The 16,926-nt window shown below is 65.4% G+C and carries 15 protein-coding genes; 7 read left to right on the top strand and 8 right to left on the bottom strand.

Annotation, left to right across the window (positions count from 1 at the left end):
* The first annotated feature begins 32 nt into the window (after positions 1-32).
* Positions 33-599 (top strand): dCTP deaminase, encoded by a 567-nt coding sequence (gene dcd / locus DFR40_RS01745; RefSeq protein WP_121456767.1) that lies wholly within the window; start codon positions 33-35, stop codon positions 597-599.
* 70 nt (positions 600-669) lie between these two features.
* On the top strand, positions 670-2,895 hold the full coding sequence (locus DFR40_RS01740) for an arginine/lysine/ornithine decarboxylase (RefSeq protein ID WP_121456766.1): 2,226 nt from the start codon (positions 670-672) through the stop codon (positions 2,893-2,895).
* 96 nt (positions 2,896-2,991) lie between these two features.
* Here the strand turns inward: DFR40_RS01740 and DFR40_RS01735 are convergent, their stop codons facing one another.
* The 4 genes from DFR40_RS01735 to DFR40_RS01720 are packed head-to-tail and all read right to left on the bottom strand — an operon-like array spanning position 2,992 to position 7,156.
* Positions 2,992-4,173 carry a branched-chain amino acid ABC transporter substrate-binding protein gene (locus DFR40_RS01735; RefSeq protein ID WP_245985574.1) on the bottom strand — a complete coding sequence of 394 codons (1,182 nt, stop codon included), beginning with the start codon at positions 4,171-4,173 and terminating at the stop codon, positions 2,992-2,994.
* A gap of 31 nt (positions 4,174-4,204) precedes the next feature.
* On the bottom strand, positions 4,205-4,744 hold the full coding sequence (locus DFR40_RS01730; protein ID WP_121456765.1) for a dihydrofolate reductase: 540 nt from the start codon (positions 4,742-4,744) through the stop codon (positions 4,205-4,207).
* Between the two features lie 13 nt (positions 4,745-4,757).
* Complete coding sequence (pgi, locus tag DFR40_RS01725) at positions 4,758-6,350, bottom strand: glucose-6-phosphate isomerase (protein WP_121456764.1); 1,593 nt, start codon at positions 6,348-6,350, stop codon at positions 4,758-4,760.
* Between the two features lie 11 nt (positions 6,351-6,361).
* Complete coding sequence (locus DFR40_RS01720; RefSeq protein ID WP_121456763.1) at positions 6,362-7,156, bottom strand: thymidylate synthase; 795 nt, start codon at positions 7,154-7,156, stop codon at positions 6,362-6,364.
* Positions 7,157-7,300: 144 nt separating this feature from the next.
* Here DFR40_RS01720 and DFR40_RS01715 point away from each other — a divergent pair, with 144 nt between their 5' ends.
* Positions 7,301-8,842 (top strand): hypothetical protein, encoded by a 1,542-nt coding sequence (locus tag DFR40_RS01715; RefSeq protein ID WP_121456762.1) that lies wholly within the window; start codon positions 7,301-7,303, stop codon positions 8,840-8,842.
* 3 nt (positions 8,843-8,845) lie between these two features.
* Here the strand turns inward: DFR40_RS01715 and mog are convergent, their stop codons facing one another.
* Both mog and yjgA read right to left on the bottom strand, forming a co-directional pair.
* Complete coding sequence (mog, locus tag DFR40_RS01710) at positions 8,846-9,436, bottom strand: molybdopterin adenylyltransferase (RefSeq protein WP_121456761.1); 591 nt, start codon at positions 9,434-9,436, stop codon at positions 8,846-8,848.
* Positions 9,423-9,959, bottom strand: coding sequence for a ribosome biogenesis factor YjgA (yjgA, locus tag DFR40_RS01705; protein ID WP_121456802.1), 537 nt, complete (start codon positions 9,957-9,959; stop codon positions 9,423-9,425). The genes mog and yjgA overlap by 14 nt, the downstream gene beginning before the upstream one ends.
* 69 nt (positions 9,960-10,028) lie before the next feature.
* Here yjgA and pmbA point away from each other — a divergent pair, with 69 nt between their 5' ends.
* Positions 10,029-11,372, top strand: coding sequence for a metalloprotease PmbA (pmbA, locus tag DFR40_RS01700; protein ID WP_121456760.1), 1,344 nt, complete (start codon positions 10,029-10,031; stop codon positions 11,370-11,372).
* Between the two features lie 97 nt (positions 11,373-11,469).
* A complete protein-coding gene (locus DFR40_RS01695) occupies positions 11,470-12,558 on the top strand; it encodes a TRAP transporter substrate-binding protein (protein ID WP_121456759.1) in 1,089 nt (362 codons plus the stop codon).
* A gap of 273 nt (positions 12,559-12,831) precedes the next feature.
* Here the strand turns inward: DFR40_RS01695 and DFR40_RS01690 are convergent, their stop codons facing one another.
* Entirely contained in the window at positions 12,832-14,307 is a 1,476-nt protein-coding gene (locus DFR40_RS01690; protein ID WP_121456758.1) for a TRAP transporter large permease, read from the bottom strand.
* On the bottom strand, positions 14,304-14,897 hold the full coding sequence (locus DFR40_RS01685; protein WP_121456757.1) for a TRAP transporter small permease subunit: 594 nt from the start codon (positions 14,895-14,897) through the stop codon (positions 14,304-14,306). The genes DFR40_RS01690 and DFR40_RS01685 overlap by 4 nt, the downstream gene beginning before the upstream one ends.
* A gap of 90 nt (positions 14,898-14,987) precedes the next feature.
* Here DFR40_RS01685 and DFR40_RS01680 point away from each other — a divergent pair, with 90 nt between their 5' ends.
* Together DFR40_RS01680 and glyA are read left to right on the top strand one after the other, a co-directional pair.
* On the top strand, positions 14,988-15,632 hold the full coding sequence (locus DFR40_RS01680) for a histidine phosphatase family protein (RefSeq protein ID WP_121456756.1): 645 nt from the start codon (positions 14,988-14,990) through the stop codon (positions 15,630-15,632).
* A 39-nt stretch (positions 15,633-15,671) separates the two neighbouring features.
* Positions 15,672-16,922: a serine hydroxymethyltransferase gene (gene glyA, locus DFR40_RS01675; RefSeq protein WP_121456755.1), complete on the top strand. Its 1,251-nt coding sequence runs from the start codon at positions 15,672-15,674 to the stop codon at positions 16,920-16,922.
* Positions 16,923-16,926 lie beyond the last annotated feature (4 nt).

Here is a 16,926-nt window from a genome sequence, read left to right as displayed (position 1 = left end):
CCTTTATTTTTGGTTGACCGCAGGATTCCCGTATGGCCATCAAATCGGACAAGTGGATACGCCGCATGGCGCAGGAGCACGGCATGATCGAGCCGTTCGCGCCGGAACTGGTGCGCGAGGCGAACGGCCAGAAGATCGTCTCCTACGGTACCTCGAGCTACGGCTACGACATTCGCTGCGCGCGCGAATTCAAGGTGTTCACCAACATCAATTCGACCGTCGTCGATCCCAAGAACTTCGATCCGAAGTCCTTCGTCGAGATCGAATCCGACGTCTGCATCATCCCGCCGAACTCCTTCGCGCTGGCGCGCACCATGGAGTATTTCCGCATTCCGCGCTCGGTGCTCACCGTCTGCCTCGGCAAATCGACCTACGCACGCTGCGGCATCATCGTCAACGTGACCCCCTTCGAGCCGGAATGGGAAGGCCATGTCACGCTCGAATTCTCGAACACCACGCCGCTGCCGGCCAAGATCTACGCCGGCGAGGGCTGCGCCCAGGTGCTGTTCTTCGAGTCTGACGAAATCTGCGAGACCTCGTACAAGGATCGCGGCGGCAAGTACCAGGGGCAGGAAGGCGTCACCCTGCCCAAGATCTGACTGCATTCCGTAACGTAAACCGCTTACTCTACGACCCGCTGCGGCGGGTCGCCGCTTTTGGGGATACACCATGCGCTTCCATTTCCCGGTCATCATCATCGATGAAGACTTCCGTTCCGAAAACGCCTCCGGGCTCGGTATCCGCGCGCTGGCCGACGCCTTGCAGAGCGAGGGGCTGGAAGTGCTCGGCGTCACCAGCTACGGCGACCTGACCTCATTCGCCCAGCAGCAGAGCCGGGCATCGGCCTTCATCCTGTCGATCGACGACGAGGAACTGGCGCTCGAGCCGGAAGAGACGCTGGCCGAACTGCGCGCCTTCGTTGGCGAAATCCGCCACAAGAACGCCGAGATTCCGATCTTCCTGCACGGCGAGACGCGCACCAGCCGCCACATCCCGAATGACATCCTGCGCGAGCTGCATGGCTTCATCCACATGCACGAGGACACGCCGGAGTTCATCGCCCGCAACATCAAGCGCGAGGCGCACGCCTATCTCGACAGCCTGCCGCCGCCCTTCTTCCGTGCGCTGACCCACTACGCCGCCGACGGCTCCTATTCCTGGCACTGCCCCGGCCACTCGGGCGGCGTCGCCTTCCTGAAGTCGCCGGTCGGCCAGATGTTCCATCAGTTCTTCGGCGAGAACATGCTGCGCGCCGACGTGTGCAATGCGGTCGAGGAACTCGGCCAGCTGCTCGACCACACCGGCCCGGTTGCCGCCTCCGAGCGCAACGCCGCGCGCATCTTCAACTGCGACCATCTTTACTTCGTCACCAACGGCACCTCGACCTCGAACAAGATCGTCTGGAACTCGACCGTGGCGCCGGGCGACATCGTCGTCGTCGACCGCAACTGCCACAAGTCGATCCTGCATTCGATCATCATGACCGGCGCCATCCCGGTCTTCCTGATGCCGACGCGCAACAACTTCGGCATCATCGGGCCGATTCCGAAGAGCGAGTTCGCCTGGGAAAACATCCAGAAGAAGATCGACGCCAATCCCTTCATCGAGGACAAGACGGCGAAGCCGCGCGTGCTCACCATCACCCAGTCGACCTACGACGGCGTGCTCTACAACGTCGAGGACATCAAGGAGATGCTCGACGGCCGCATCGACACCCTGCACTTCGATGAAGCCTGGCTGCCGCACGCCGCCTTCCACGATTTCTACGGCGACTACCACGCCATCGGCGCCGACCGCCAGCGTTGCAAGGAATCGATGATCTTCGCCACGCAGTCGACGCACAAGTTGCTTGCCGGCCTCTCGCAGGCCTCGCAGATTCTCGTCCAAGATTGCCAGGAGCGCCAGCTCGACCGCGATGCCTTCAACGAGGCCTACCTGATGCATACCTCGACCTCGCCGCAGTACTCGATCATCGCCTCCTGCGATGTCGCCGCGGCGATGATGGAAGAGCCGGGCGGCACCGCGCTGGTCGAGGAATCGATCGCCGAGGCGCTCGACTTCCGCCGCGCCATGCGCAAGGTCGACGAGGAATGGGGCACCGGCTGGTGGTTCAAGGTCTGGGGCCCGGACGACCTGTCCGAGGAAGGCATCGAGGAACGCGATGCCTGGATGCTCAAGCCCGGCCATCGCTGGCACGGCTTCGGCCAGCTCGCCGAAGGCTTCAACATGCTCGACCCGATCAAGGCGACGATCATCACCCCGGGCCTGGACGTCGACGGCGACTTCGGCGAGCGCGGCATCCCGGCGGCGATCGTCACCAAGTATCTGGCCGAGCACGGGGTCATCGTCGAGAAGTGCGGCCTCTACAGCTTCTTCATCATGTTCACCATCGGCATCACCAAGGGCCGCTGGAACACGCTGGTCACCGCGCTGCAGCAGTTCAAGGACGATTACGACAAGAACCAGCCGCTGTGGAAGGTGCTGCCCGAGTTCGTGCAGAAGAACCCGCGCTACGAGCGCATGGGGCTGAAGGACCTGTGCAAGCAGATCCACGCGGTGTACAAGGAAAACGACGTGGCCCGCCTGACCACCGAGATGTACCTCTCGGACATGGTGCCGGCGATGCGTCCGGCCGACGCCTGGGCGCGCATGGCGCACCGCGAGATCGAGCGCGTCCGCCTCGACGAGCTCGAAGGGCGCATCACCTCGGTGCTGCTGACCCCCTATCCGCCGGGCATTCCGCTGCTCATCCCGGGCGAACGCTTCAACGCCACCATCGTCCGCTACCTCAAGTTCGCGCGCGACTTCAACGCCCGCTTCCCCGGCTTCGAGACCGACATCCACGGGCTGGTCAAGCGCGAGGACGGCGAGTACTACGTCGACTGCGTGCGCTGAGCGAAGGCACCCGGCCAGAAAAAATGCCCGCGAAAGCGGGCATTTTCATTTTTCGCGGATTCTGACGGTCGACCGTCAGATTCCGGCAAAAACCGTTTACTGGCCGACCGACTGCAGTTCCTTCCATTCGCCGCCATCGACGCGGTAGATGGTGATCGCGCTGTCCTTGAGGTCGCCCTTCTCGTCGTACTCGATGTTCGCCGAGGTGACGCCGGCCTGCTTGGTCTTCGCCAGTTCCGCCAGGTACTTCGCCGGATCGGCGCTGCCGGCGCGCAGCATGGCGCCGGTGAGGACCTTGGCGGCATCGTAGGAGTACGGCGAGTAGACCTCGACATCGACGCCGAAGCGGGCCTTGTAGCGCGTCGCGTAGGCTTCGCCGCCGGGCATCTTGGCCAGCGGCAGGCCGGCCAGCGAGGCAATCGCGCCTTCGGCGGCCGGGCCGGCCAGCTTCAGGAAGTTCGGCGACTTGATCATTTCGCCGCCGGCGAAGACCGCGCTCAGGCCGAGTTCGCGCATCTGCTTCATCATCGGGCCGCCCTGGGCGTCGGCACCGCCGAAATAGACGAGGTCCGGCTTGCTCGACTTGATGCTGGTCAGGATGGCCTTGAAATCGACCGACTTGTCGTTGGTGAATTCGCGCTTGACGATCTCGGCGCCGGCCGCCTTGGCCGCCTTCTCGAACTCGTCGGCGAGGCCCTGGCCGTAGGCGGTGCGGTCATCGACGATGGCGATCTTCTTGTAGTTCAGCGACTCGACCACGAAGCGACCGGCGACTGCGCCCTGCTGGGTGTCCGAGGTCATGCTGCGGAAAGTCGTCTTGAAGCCCTGGGCGGTGTAGGCCGGCGAAGTCGCCATGGCGATCTGCGGGATGCCGGCTTCCATGTAAACCCGCGAGGCCGGAATCGAGGTGCCGGAGTTGAAGTGGCCGAGCATGCCCTGGATCTTCGCGTCGACCAGCTTCTGGGCGACCGAGGTGCCTTGCTTGGGATCGGCCTGGTCGTCCTCGGAAACCAGTTCGAACTGGACCGGCTGGCCGCCCAGCATCGGCTTCTCGGCGTTCACTTCCTCGAGCGCGAGCACGATGCCGTTCTGCATTTCCTTGCCGTAGTGGGCCTGGGCGCCAGTCAGCGGGGCGGCAAAGCCGAGCTTGACGGTCTGCGTGGTTACCGGGGCGGCGGCAGGCGCCGCGGCTTGCGGCGTTTCCTGCTGGCCGCAGGCGGCAAGGAGGGCGCTGGCGACGAGGGCGGCGGAAAGCTTCAGGGTATGGCGACGGTCCACGGGGTTCTCCTGTCAGGAAGGATGTTGGAAATCAGGCAGAGGGGCAGTCTACTTGGGATGTGCCGGCCTGGGAACCGGCGCGGCGGCGATAGGTGACGAAGGCGCAGGCCGGTCGCTCGCCGTCGGCGGGCAGGGTCGAGCGGGCGCTCTCCTGCCATTGCGCGACGTCGATTTCCGGGAACCAGGCGTCGGCATCCGGCTGCAGTGCGACCTCGGTGATCTCGAGGCGCTGCGCCAGCGCCAGCGCCTGGCGATAGATCTGCTCGCCGCCGATGACGAAGGCGGTGGCATCGCTCGCTGCCAGCGCCAGTGCGGCTTCCAGCGAGGTGGCCAGTTCGGCGCCCGGGGCCGGGTAGGCGGCCTGCCGGCTGACGACGATGTTGCGCCGTCCGGGCAGCGGCCGGAAGCGCGGTGGCAGCGATTCCCAGGTCTTGCGGCCCATGATCACCGTCTGCCCGGCGGTGAGCCGGCGGAAATGCGCCATGTCTTCGGGAATCTGCCAGAGCAGCTGGTTGTCGCGGCCGATCGCACGATTTTCGGCGACCGCGGCGATGAGGACGAGTTCGGTCATGGGGGCGGGGCTTTCAGGACATCCGGAATTGGCGCAGATGGGTGATCAGCCCGGCAGTCGAGCTGTCCAGGCTGTGCTCGTCGGCTTCGCCGCGAACCACCGGGGTCAGCCGGCTGGCCAGCACCTTGCCCAGTTCGACGCCCCACTGGTCGAAGGCATTGAGACCCCAGAGCACGCTCAGGCAGAACACCTTGTGCTCGTAGAGGGCGATCATCTGGCCGAGGGTGTAGGGGGTCAGTTCGCCGAGGACCAGCGTCGTCGACGGCTGGTTGCCGGGGAAGGTGCGGTACGGCAGCAGGTGTTCCGGGATGCCGCTGGCGCGGGCTTCGGCGGCGGTCTGGCCGAAGGCGAGGGCGGCCGACTGCGCCAGGCAGTTGGCGAGCAGCGCGGTGTGGTGGCCGTGCAGCGGATAGTCGGACTTGCCGAGGGCGATGAAGTCGCTGGGAATCGGCTGGCCGCCCTGGTGCAGCAGCTGGAAGAAGGAGTGCTGGCCGTTGGTTCCGGCTTCGCCCCAGATGATCGGGCAGGTCGGCACGTCGAGCGGTGCGCCGTCGCGGTCGTAGAGCTTGCCGTTGCTCTCCATCTCGAGTTGCTGGAGGTAGCGCGGCAGCAGCGACAGCGACTGGCTGTAGGGGAAGATGCCGTGGCTGGCGGCGCGCAGGAAATCGGTGTTCCACAGGCTGAGCAAGGCCAGCGTCAGCGGCAGGTTGCGCTCGGCCGGCGCCTCGATGAAGTGGCGGTCGAGGTTGTTGGCCCCGGCCAGCAGTTCGGTGAAATTGCGGTAGCCGATGGCCAGCGCGACCGGCAGGCCGATTGCCGACCATAGCGAGAAGCGGCCGCCAACCCAGTCCCAGAATTCGAAGACGTTCTCGTCGGCGATGCCGAATTCGCGCGTCGCCGCGATGTTGGTCGAGGCGGCGACGAAGTGCTTGGCGACTGCGCCGCTGGTCTGGCCGGCGGCGGCGAGCAGCCAGTCGCGGGCGGTGCGGGCGTTGGTCAGGGTTTCCAGCGTCGAGAAGGTCTTGCTGGCGACGACGAAGAGCGTGGTCCGCGGGTTGAGGTCGGCCAGCTTGCTGGCCAGGTCGGCGCCGTCGAGGTTGGAGACGAAATGGACCTTGATGTCGATCTGGTGGTGCGCCGACAGCGCCTTGGCGACCATGCGCGGGCCGAGGTCGGAGCCGCCGATGCCGAGATTGACGACATGGGTGATGCATTCGCCGGAGTAGCCGCGCCAGACCCCGCTGTGGATCGCGTCGCAGAAGGCGGCAATGCGCGAGAGCACGTTCCTGACCTCGGCCGGGGCCTGGTCGCCGGCGCGCAGGTCCATGTGACGGACGGCGCGGTGCTCGGTGTGGTTGATCGCCTCGCCGCGCTGCAGCCTTTCCTTCCAGGCGTCGAGTTCGCGCGCCTCGGCGAGCGCGCGCAGCAGGCGCAGGGTTTCGCCGGTGATCCGCTGTTTCGAGAAGTCGAGCAGCAGCTTGCCGTGGCGCAGGCTGAAGTTGTCGAAGCGCGCCGGATCGGCGGCAAACAGGTCTCGCAGGTGGGTCGGGCGCAGTGCTTCGGCGTGGTCCGACAGCGCCTGCCAGGCGGGAAGCGTGCTCAACATGATGGAAGTCCTCAGACGGCGACGGGCGCGGCGATGTGCGGATGCGGGTCGTAGTGGTCGAGGCGGAAGTCCTCGAATTTGAACGAAAAGATGTCGTCGACCGTCGGATTGATCCACATCGTCGGCAGCGGCCGGGGCTCGCGCGCCAGCTGCAGCCTGGCCTGTTCGAAGTGGTTGGCGTAGAGGTGGGCGTCGCCGAAGGTGTGCACGAAGTCGCCCGGGCGGTAGCCGCAAACCTGCGCCAGCATCATCGTCAGCAGCGCGTAGCTGGCGATGTTGAAGGGCACGCCGAGGAAGATGTCGGCGCTGCGCTGGTAGAGCTGGCAGCTCAGCCGGCCGTCGGCGACGTAGAACTGGAACAGGCAGTGGCAGGGCGGCAGGGCCATTGCGTCGACATCGCCGGGGTTCCAGGCGGAGACGATGTGGCGGCGCGAGTCGGGGTTGTGCTTGAGACCGTGTACCAGTTGCGCGATCTGGTCGACCAGACGGCCGTCCGGCGTCTGCCAGCGGCGCCACTGCTTGCCGTACACCGGGCCGAGGTCGCCGTTCGCGTCGGCCCATTCGTCCCAGATGCGGACGCCGTGTTCCTTGAGATAGGCGATGTTGGTGTCCCCCTGGAGGAACCACAGCAGTTCGTGGATGATCGACTTGAGGTGCAGCTTCTTCGTGGTCAGCGCCGGAAAGCCCTGGCCCAGGTCGAAACGCATTTGCCAGCCGAACACCGAGCGGGTGCCGGTACCGGTGCGGTCGGACTTGTCCTGGCCGTGTTCGAGGACGTGGCGCATCAGGTCGAGGTATTGCTGCATCGCGAGGCTTTGTCGAAGGATGAGGATGGCGGCATTCTAACCCAAGGCCGGCAGGCGGTTGCCGCTGCCCATGTCGATTGGATTAGAATGCTTGTCTGCCGTCGCGCGGGCGGCGGGCGACGAAATGATCCGGGGGAGAAGGACTTGCTCAACAAGATGGCTAACCTGGGCGGGCTGTTCGACAAGCGCAACGGGCATCCGCTGGCCGACTCGCGCGAGTTGCACCAGATCGTCAGCGAGCTGCCGAAGGACAATGCCTTCAAGGCGCTCGACGAAATCGGAGGCTGGCTCGAGTCGCTGCAGGCGGCGGCCGATTTTCCGGCCGAACGTCGCTTCGAGGCCGCGCGTCAGCTCGAGGACGCGGCGGCGCCGCACCTGCGCCGGCTGGCCCGCGAGTACCTGCACACCATCCGGCTGTCGAAGGCCGAGGAAAAGCGCCTGTGGTCGATCAATGGCGGTTTCTGGGCACTGCTCGCCAGCGTCTATGAGCAGACGCTCGACGCCTTGCTGGCCCGTGGCCTGACGCCCGAATTCACCAAGCACTCGCTGCCGGCGCTGTGCACCCGGCTGGCGGCGGCGTTGCGTGCCCAGCTGAAGTGGGAGCAGTTCCATTACGGGCCGACACCGGGCGAGCTCTGGCAGCGTCTCGGACGGGTCCTGCGGGTTGCCGAGGAGGCCGGTGTGGCGACGCGTGCGCTGCAGCTCGGCGCGGCCGGCAGCAGTTCGACGCTCAGCGAATACCGGCGGGCGATGGTTTTCCAGGCGGCGTCGATGGACAGCCTGCTGCCCCTCGAGATCGAACTGGCCGAGCGTTTCATCGCCCATTTCCTCGGTCAGTTCGAGTTTCCGGCGACCGCCGAGCACGACTGCGTGTACTGGGTTGACCTGAGCCTGGCGCAGCCGCCGCTGCGGCTGGCGCGAATGCCCGCGCAGGCGACGCCGAACCTGCGTTTCTTCAAGCCGGGCGCGGCGCACGGCGGCATGCAGGCGGTGCTGCAGACGCTTGAGCAGGGCGGCGACCTGCCGGCCGAAATCATGCTCGGTGGCCAGTATCTGGCGAAGGCGCTGATCCCGGTGTTGCGCCACCTCTGCGCCTATCTGGCGCCGATCCCGCCACAGCGCCGGCACGATCGGCATCGGGTCAAGCACCGGATGTCGGTGCTCAGCGGCCTGGTCAATGCCTTCGTCGTCTTTTCCGGTGAATTCGGCGGCCGCCCGGCCGGCCTCCAGATCGAAAGCTGGGTCGTCGAGAATGTCAGCCGCGGCGGTTTCGGGGCGCTGCTCAACAGCATTCCGGGCGAGTGGCTGAAGGTCGGCGCGCTGCTGGCGCTGCAGCCCGAGGGCGGCGAGAACTGGCTGCTCGGCTGCGTCCGCCGCTACCACCGGCAGGCCGCGGACGAGGCCCGGGTCGGCATCGAAACGCTGGCCCGCGTCGTCGAGGCGGCGGAGCTCAAGCCGAAGATGGCGTCGAGTTACGCCGCCGTCGCCGGCGTGCCGTCGTTGCTGTTGCGCGAAGGCAATGCGCCGGGCGAGCTGCGCGTGGTCCTGCCGCCCTATACCTTCGATCCGCGCGAATCCTTCGAGACCATGCTCGACGGCCGCCGCGTCGTCCTCGAGCCCCTGCTCGTCGTCGAGCAGACCAGCGACTACGAGTTCGCCCGCTACCGCATCGTCGGCGCCGCCTGAAGCCTAGTTCGGGCGCTGCGCCGATTTCGGCCGGAAGGCCTTGACCACCGCCGGATCGGTTTCGGCGTAGGGGCCGCCGATCAGGTCGATGCAGTAGGGTACGGCGGCGAAGATGCCGACGTGCACGACGTCGCCGTCGGCGTTGCGGACGCCCTCGAGGGTCTCGCGAATCGATTTCGGCTGGCCGGGCAGGTTGATGATCAGCGCCTGCTTGCGGATCACTGCGACCTGGCGCGAGAGGATCGCGGTCGGCACGAAGTTCAGGCTGATCCGCCGCATTTCCTCGCCGAAGCCGGGCATTTCCTTGTCGGCCACGGCCAGCGTCGCTTCCGGCGTGACGTCGCGCGGCGCCGGGCCGGTGCCGCCGGTGGTCAGGACCAGGTGACAACGTTCACGGTCGACCAGTTCGATCAGCGTTTTTTCAATGCTCTCGCGGTCGTCGGCAATCAACCGCGTCGCGGCCTGCCAGGGGCTGGTCAGCGCCGAGCCGAGCCAGGTCTGCAAGGCAGGAATGCCCTGGTCGGCGTAGACGCCGGTCGACGCGCGATCGCTGATCGAGACCAGGCCGATGCGCAGGGGTTCATTCGTCGTCATGCGTCGCCTCCGTCGCCGTCGGCGTACCGTCGAGTTCCTTGAGGAACTGGAAGATGGCCCGGTAGCTCTTCGGCGGCTTGTTCTGCTCCTGCTCCTTGAGCGCATTGCGGCGCAGCTGGCGGAGATACTGCAGGTCGACGCCGGGCCACTGGTTGCCGATCTCGGTGAGCGTGTTCTCGTCCTCGAGCAGGCGCGTGCGGAAACGCTCGAGGCGGTGGATGCGTGCCACTTCCGCCGCCGATTCGCCGCGCAGCAGCGCCAGGCCGGCGCGGATCGGTTCCTCGTCGACGCTGCGCATCAGCTTGCCGATGTACTGCAGCTGGCGGCGGCGGGCGCCGTGGGCGGTGATCTTCTGGCAGTCGCGCACGGCCGCCAGCAGTTCTTCCGGCAGGTCGATGCGCTTGAGCTGGCTGACCGGCAGTTCGACGAGTTCGGCCCCGAGGTCGCGCAGCGCGTGCATCGCCTCCTTCTGCTTGGTCTTGGAAGGTCGGGTATGGTCTTCGGCGAAATCTTCGTCTTGCATGGCGGGCATCCGGTACGGCATTGGCGGGCTGCTATGATAGCGACTTTTCCCTGAAACGACGCCGTTCCCATGCCCGAGACCGCTGCTTTTTCCCATGCTTTCCCCGCCCTCCAGCAGCTGGCCGAGGATGTCCTGAAACATGCCCGCAAGCTCGGCGCCAGTGCCTGTGAGGTCGATGTCTCGGAAGGCTTCGGACAATCGGTGACGGTGCGTTGCGACGAGGTCGAGACGATCGAGTTCAATCGCGACAAGGGCATCGGCATCACCGTCTATGCCGGTCAGCGCAAGGGTTACGCGAGCACCTCGGATTTCTCGGCGCAGGCCCTGCGTGAGACGGTCGAGGCGGCACTCAACATTGCCCGCTTCACCGCCGAGGACGATTGCGCCGGGCTGGCCGAGGCGGCGTTGATGGCGCGCGATTGTCCGGACCTGGATTTGTACCATCCGTGGCCGTTGACCGTCGAAGCCTCGATCGAGATCGCCCGTCGCTGCGAGCAGGCGGCTTTCGACGCCAGCCCGTTGATCGACAATTCCGAGGGGGCGACGGTGTCCACCCAGCAGGCGCATTTCGTGTCGGCCAACAGCCTCGGTTTCATGGGCGGCTATCCGACCTCGCGCCACTACATTTCGGCGTCGGTGATCGCCGGCGAGCGCGACCAGATGCAGCGCGACGACTGGTACACCACGCACCGCGACGGCAGCCGCCTGGCATCGCCGGAAAGCGTCGGCCGCATTGCCGCCGAACGCGCCGCGGCCCGTCTCGGCGGCCGGCGGATCAAGACCGGCGAATACCCGGTGTTGTTCGAGGCGCCGCTTGCTGCCGGCCTGCTCGGCAGCCTGGTGCACGCGGCCAGCGGCGGTGCCCTGTACCGCAAGGCCAGCTTCCTGATCGACCATCTCGGCAAGCGGATCATGCCCGACTTCGTGCGCATCGGCGAACGCCCGCACATCCGCTGCGGGCTCGGCAGCGCCTCGTTCGACAGCGACGGTGTCGCCACCCGCGACAGCGAGGTGGTCACCGACGGCATCCTGCAGCGCTACTTCCTGTCCACCTACACGGCGCGCAAGCTCGGCATGCAGACCACTGCCAACGCCGGCGGCAGCCACAACCTGATCATCGAGCCCGGTACGCTCGACCGCGACGGCCTGCTCGCGCGCATGGACCGCGGCCTGCTGCTGACCGAGGTGCTCGGTCACGGCATCAACTACGTCACCGGCGACTATTCGCGCGGAGCCGCCGGCTACTGGGTCGAGAACGGCCGGATCGTGCATCCGGTCGAGGAAATCACCATCGCCGGCAATCTCCGCCAGATGTTCGCCGGCATCGTCGCCGTCGGCAACGATGTGCTCGTCCGCGGCAGCAAGCAAAGCGGCTCGATCCTGATCGACCGGATGACGATCGCCGGCGAGTAGCGCGGGTTAGGGTTTCCACTACTCGCCAAGGTGGTGTCTTTGATTACAATGAAATGGCTACATTTCTGACGTGCCCTACAACCCCAAAGGAGACAATATGCAACGTCGTGATTTCCTGAAGAAAGCCTCGGTCGGCGCTGTCGCCGGTGCCGCCACCGCCGTCGCCGCCCCGGCGATCGCCCAGTCGCTGCCGAACATCAAGTGGCGCCTGACCTCGAGCTTCCCGAAGAGCCTTGACACCATCTACGGCGGCGCCGACGTGCTGGCCAACCGCCTGCGCGAAATGACCGGCGGCAAGTTCGACATCCGCGTCTTCCCGGGCGGCGAAATCGTTCCCGGCCTGCAGGCGCTCGACGCCGTCCAGCAGGGCACCGTCGAAGTCTGCCACACCTGCTCCTACTACTATGTCGGCAAGGACAAGACCTTCGGCTTCGGTACCTCGGTGCCGTTCGGCATGAACGCCCGCCAGCAGAACGCCTGGATCTACTACGGCGGCGGCCAGAAGCTGCTCGACGACTTCTACGCCAACTACAACGTCGTCTCCTTCGCCGGCGGCAATACCGGTACCCAGATGGGCGGTTGGTGGCGCAAGGAAGTCAAGACCGTGGCCGACCTCAAGGGCGTCAAGATGCGGATCGCCGGCCTCGGCGGTACCGTCTTCGCCGAACTCGGCGTGGTCCCGCAGCAGATCGCCGGTGGCGACATCTACCCGGCGCTGGAAAAGGGCACCATCGATGCCGCCGAATGGGTTGGTCCTTACGACGACGAGAAGCTCGGCTTCTACAAGGTTGCCAAGAACTACTACTACCCGGGTTTCTGGGAATCGGGCCCGGCCATTCACTTTTTCGTCAACAAGAAGGAATGGGACAAGCTGCCGAAGGAATACCAGGCGGCTTTCCAGGCGGCTGCCTACGAAGCCAACGTGACGATGATGGCCGAGTACGATCACAAGAACCCGATCGCGCTGTCCAGCCTGCTGCGCAATGGTGTCAAGCTGCAGGCCTTCTCCGACGAGATCCTCAATGCCGCCTACCAGGCGACGCAGCAGGTCTACGCCGACGAATCCGGCAAGAACCCGGCGTTCAAGAAGATCTACACCGAGTGGGAAAAGTATCGCAAGACCCAGAATGCCTGGTTCAGTGTCGCCGAAATGCGCATGGACCGCTTCCTGCAGTCGCGCAAGTAAGACCCGCTACTGGTGCCGCTTCGGCGGCGCTGGCGAAGTCTCCGCAAGCCTGCCATCGAGAGATGGCAGGCTTTTTCTTTGCCGGCCGCTCAGGGGGCTGCTTGGCAGTCGCCGCTCGTCAGCACACTGGGCTTGTCTTGCCTCGGCCAGGAGGGCTTGCGGCAGGCCGCTGAATTCCCGTTCGGATGCCGTGCTCGTGAAGCAGCTGAAAAGGTGCGGGCATGAAAAAGGGGCCGCTGATGCGGCCCCTGAAAGGTCGAGCTTGCCCTCTTCTTACTTGGCGTCGCCCTGCAGTCCCTTGAGCAGGTCGGCGTTGTCGGAGGATTGTTCGTCGTCTGTCCCTTGCGGGATCAGCGTGTCGAGGCCGGCCGGCGGCGGCGCGGTGCCGTCGCGTTCCATGCGCTGCAGTTCCTTCTGGTGCTCGTCGCCGTAGCTGACGAGGTTGGGGAAGGTGATGATCAGCGCGACCATGATCAGCTGGATGCAGACGAAAGGAATCGCACCCCAGTAGATGTCGGTCGTCTTGATCGCCGGCGGTGCCACCGAGCGCAGGTAGAACAGCGCGAAGCCGAACGGCGGATGCATGAACGAGGTCTGCATGTTGACCGCGAGCAGCACGCCGAACCAGACCAGGTCGATGCCGAGCTTGTCGGCGACCGGGGCGAGCAGCGGTACGATGATGAAGGCCAGTTCGAAGAAATCAAGGAAGAAGGCCAGCAGGAAGACCATGATGTTGACCACGACCAGGAAGCCGATTTCGCCGCCGGGCAGCGACAGCAGCAGGTGCTCGACCCAGAGGTCGCCATCGACGGCACGGAAGGTCAGGCCGAAGACGGTCGAGCCAACCAGGATGAAGATCACGAAAGCCGAGAGCTTGCCGGTGGTTTCCATCGCCTGGCGGGTCAGCTGCCAGGTCAGGCGTTTGCGGCTGACGGCCAGGATCAGGGCGCCGGCGGCACCCATGGCGCCGCCTTCGGTCGGCGTCGCGATGCCGAGGAAGATCGTGCCGAGGACGAGGAAGATCAGAACCAGCGGCGGTACCAGGGCGGTCAGCACGCGCAGCAGCAGCTTGCTGCCGCGCAGCGTCCGGGCTTCCGGCGGCAGGGCCGGGGCGGCGGACGGCTTGATGATGGTGATCAGGACAACATAGCCGACGTAGAGGCCCGTCAGGACCAGGCCGGGGACCATCGCGCCTTCGTACATGTCGCCAACCGAACGGCCGAGCTGGTCGGCCATGATGATCAGTACCAGCGACGGCGGGATGATCTGGGCGAGCGTGCCGGAGGCGGCGATGACGCCGGTTGCCAGGCGCTTGTCGTAGCCGTAGCGGAGCATGATCGGCAGCGAGATCAGGCCCATCGAGATCACCGAGGCGGCGACGACACCGGTCGTCGCGGCGAGCAGTGCGCCGACGAAGATGACCGCGAAGGCTAGACCGCCGCGGATCGGGCCGAACAGCTGGCCGATCGTGTCGAGGAGGTCCTCGGCCATCCCTGATCGCTCCAGGATCAGCCCCATGAAGGTGAAGAAGGGAATGGCCAGCAGCGTGTCGTTGGCCATGATGCCGAAGATGCGCTCAGGCAGCGCCTGGAACAGCGCCGGCTGGAGCAGGCCGAGTTCGATGCCGATCAGGCCGAAGAGGATGCCGTTGGCCGCCAGCGCGAAGGCGACCGGGTAGCCGAACAGCAGGAAGAGGACGAGGGCGCCGAACATCAACGGCGCCATGTTGGCGATGACCCATTCCATTATTTGGCCTCCTGGGCTTTGGCAGCGGCGATCGCGGCAGCCAGTTGTTCTTCGGGGGTCGGGCCTTTCGGCTTGCTGTTCGGGTCTTCAATCCTGCCGGCCAGGAAGGCGATGCGCTTGATCAGTTCCGACAGGCCCTGCAGGGCGAGCAGCGTGAAGCCGATCGGCAGCAGGATCTTCACCGGCCAGCGGATCAGGCCGCCGGCGTTGGCCGACATTTCCTGGATCCGGTACGACTCGGCGACCAGCGGCAGCGACAGCCAGAGAACGGCGACGACCATCGGCAGCAGGAAGAACAGCGTGCCGATGATGTCGATGACCGCCAGGCCGCGCGGCGACAGCTTGCCGGAGAGCACGTCGATGCGCACGTGCTCGTTCTTCTGCAGCGTGTACGGGGCGCACAGCAGGAATATTGCAGCGAACAGGTACCACTGGATTTCCAGCAGGCCGTTCGAACTGGTGTCGAAGACGAAACGGATGCTGGCGTTGCCGGCGCTGATGACGGTCATGATCAGGACCAGCCAGAAGGCGCCCTTGCCGACGCGTTCATTCAGCCAGTCGATCAGCTGTGAAAGCTTGAGTAATAAGGTCACGAAACTCCTCCTCGATTGATAGAATCGCCGGACTGTCGGGCAGCCGGGATTGACCGGTGTCGAATGTACCGCGAACCCAGTGGAGACAACATGGTGGAAATCCCTACCCGGATCTGCCTGGTCCGCCACGGCGAAACCGAGTGGAACGCCGCGCGCCGGATCCAGGGGCAGATCGACATCGGTCTCAATGCCGCCGGTCAGGCGCAGGCCCGTGCCGCCGGTCGCTGTCTGCGCACGGCCGGAATCGTCGCGCTCTACAGCAGCGACCTGCAGCGTGCCTGGGCCACAGCGCAGGCGATCGGTGCCGCCCTCGGCCTGGTGCCGCAGTCCTCTCCCGCCCTGCGCGAGCGCTGCTACGGGGTTTTCGAGGGGCTCACCTACGACGAGGCGAAGCAGCGGCATCCGGCCGGCTATGCCGCGTTCGAAGGGCGCAATGCCGACTACGACTTCGAGAACGGTGAGAGCCTGCGCGCCTTGTTCGCCCGTGTTACCGGCAAGCTGGCCGAGATTGCCGCCGCCCATCCGGGAAGCAATGTCGTCGTCGTCGTTCATGGCGGCGTGCTCGACATCGTCAATCGCTTCGTCCGCGGCAACCCGCTCGAGATGCCGCGCGACTTCCTGATTCCGAACGCCGGCATCAACTGGATTTCCACGGTCAACGGCCGGTGGACCGTGGAAACCTGGGGTGAAACCGCGCATCTCGCCGATGCTGCGCTGGACGAGCTGCCGTCGTGATAAAATTCTCGCCCTTTTCAATGGCTTGAGGCTATCTCCATGTTTTCCGCGCAAGACACCCTGGCAAAAGTTGATCCCGAACTCTGGCAGGCCGTTCAGGCCGAGAATCAGCGCCAGGAAGACCACATCGAACTGATCGCGTCCGAAAACTACGTCAGCACCGCGGTCATGGAAGCCCAGGGCTCCCAGCTGACCAACAAGTACGCCGAAGGCTACCCGGGCAAGCGCTACTACGGCGGTTGCGAGCACGTCGACGTCGCCGAGCAGATCGCCATCGAGCGGATCAAGGCGCTGTTCGGTGCCGATGCCGCCAACGTTCAGCCGAACTCCGGTTCGCAGGCCAACCAGGCCGTGCTGATGGCCTTCTGCAAGCCGGGCGACACGATCATGGGCATGAGCCTGGCCGAAGGCGGTCACCTCACCCACGGCATGCCGCTCAACATGTCCGGCAAGTGGTTCAACGTCGTCTCCTACGGCCTCAACGAAAAGGAAGAGATCGACTACGACAAGATGGAAGCGCTGGCCCGCGAGCACAAGCCGCGCCTGATCGTCGCCGGTGCCTCGGCCTACGCCTTGCGCATCGATTTCGAGCGCTTCGCCAAGATCGCCAAGGAAGTCGGCGCCATTTTCTGGGTCGACATGGCCCACTACGCCGGTCTGATCGCCGCCGGTTTCTATCCGAACCCGGTGCCCTTCGCCGATGTCGTCACCACGACAACGCACAAGACCCTGCGCGGTCCGCGCGGCGGCGTCGTGCTGATGAAGGCCGAGCATGAAAAGGCGATCAATTCCGCCATCTTCCCGGGCCTGCAAGGCGGCCCGCTGATGCACGTCATCGCCGCCAAGGCCGTCGCCTTCAAGGAAGCCGCTTCGCCGGCGTTCCGCGACTATCAGGAACAGGTGATCAACAACGCCCGTGTCATGGCCAAGGTGCTCGGCGAGGAGCGCGGCCTGCGCATCGTTTCCGGCCGCACCGAAAGCCACGTCTTCCTGGTCGACCTGCGTTCGAAGAACATCACCGGCAAGGAAGCCGAGGCGGCGCTGGGCAATGCCCACATCACCGTCAACAAGAACGGCATCCCCAACGATCCGCAGAAGCCCTTCGTCACTTCCGGCATCCGCATCGGTTCGCCGGCAATGACGACGCGTGGCTTCACCGAGATCGAGGCCGAGCAGATCGCCCACCTGATCGCCGACGTGCTCGACGCGCCGAACGACGAAGCCGTTGCTGCCCGCGTCCGCGAGCAGGTGTCGGCGCTGTGCAAGCGTTTCCCGGTCTACGGCAAGTAAGCCG

The sequence above is a fragment of the Azonexus fungiphilus genome (assembly GCF_003634965.1).
GTDB classification, from domain to species: Bacteria; Pseudomonadota; Gammaproteobacteria; order Burkholderiales; family Rhodocyclaceae; genus Azonexus; species Azonexus fungiphilus.
This window is presented reverse-complemented; position numbering and strand designations above follow the sequence as displayed.

Excerpts from the sequence above, each read along its gene's own strand:
- DFR40_RS01680 (WP_121456756.1), top strand. The coding sequence starts at position 14,988 with ATGGTGGAAATCCCTACCCGGATCTGCCTGGTCCGCCACGGCGAAACC.
- glyA (WP_121456755.1), top strand. The coding sequence starts at position 15,672 with ATGTTTTCCGCGCAAGACACCCTGGCAAAAGTTGATCCCGAACTCTGG.
- pgi (WP_121456764.1), bottom strand. The coding sequence starts at position 6,350 with ATGTTGAGCACGCTTCCCGCCTGGCAGGCGCTGTCGGACCACGCCGAA.
- pmbA (WP_121456760.1), top strand. The coding sequence starts at position 10,029 with ATGCCCGAGACCGCTGCTTTTTCCCATGCTTTCCCCGCCCTCCAGCAG.
- yjgA (WP_121456802.1), bottom strand. The coding sequence starts at position 9,959 with ATGCAAGACGAAGATTTCGCCGAAGACCATACCCGACCTTCCAAGACC.
- DFR40_RS01740 (WP_121456766.1), top strand. The coding sequence starts at position 670 with ATGCGCTTCCATTTCCCGGTCATCATCATCGATGAAGACTTCCGTTCC.
- DFR40_RS01720 (WP_121456763.1), bottom strand. The coding sequence starts at position 7,156 with ATGCAGCAATACCTCGACCTGATGCGCCACGTCCTCGAACACGGCCAG.
- DFR40_RS01730 (WP_121456765.1), bottom strand. The coding sequence starts at position 4,744 with ATGACCGAACTCGTCCTCATCGCCGCGGTCGCCGAAAATCGTGCGATC.
- mog (WP_121456761.1), bottom strand. The coding sequence starts at position 9,436 with ATGACGACGAATGAACCCCTGCGCATCGGCCTGGTCTCGATCAGCGAT.
- dcd (WP_121456767.1), top strand. The coding sequence starts at position 33 with ATGGCCATCAAATCGGACAAGTGGATACGCCGCATGGCGCAGGAGCAC.
- DFR40_RS01695 (WP_121456759.1), top strand. The coding sequence starts at position 11,470 with ATGCAACGTCGTGATTTCCTGAAGAAAGCCTCGGTCGGCGCTGTCGCC.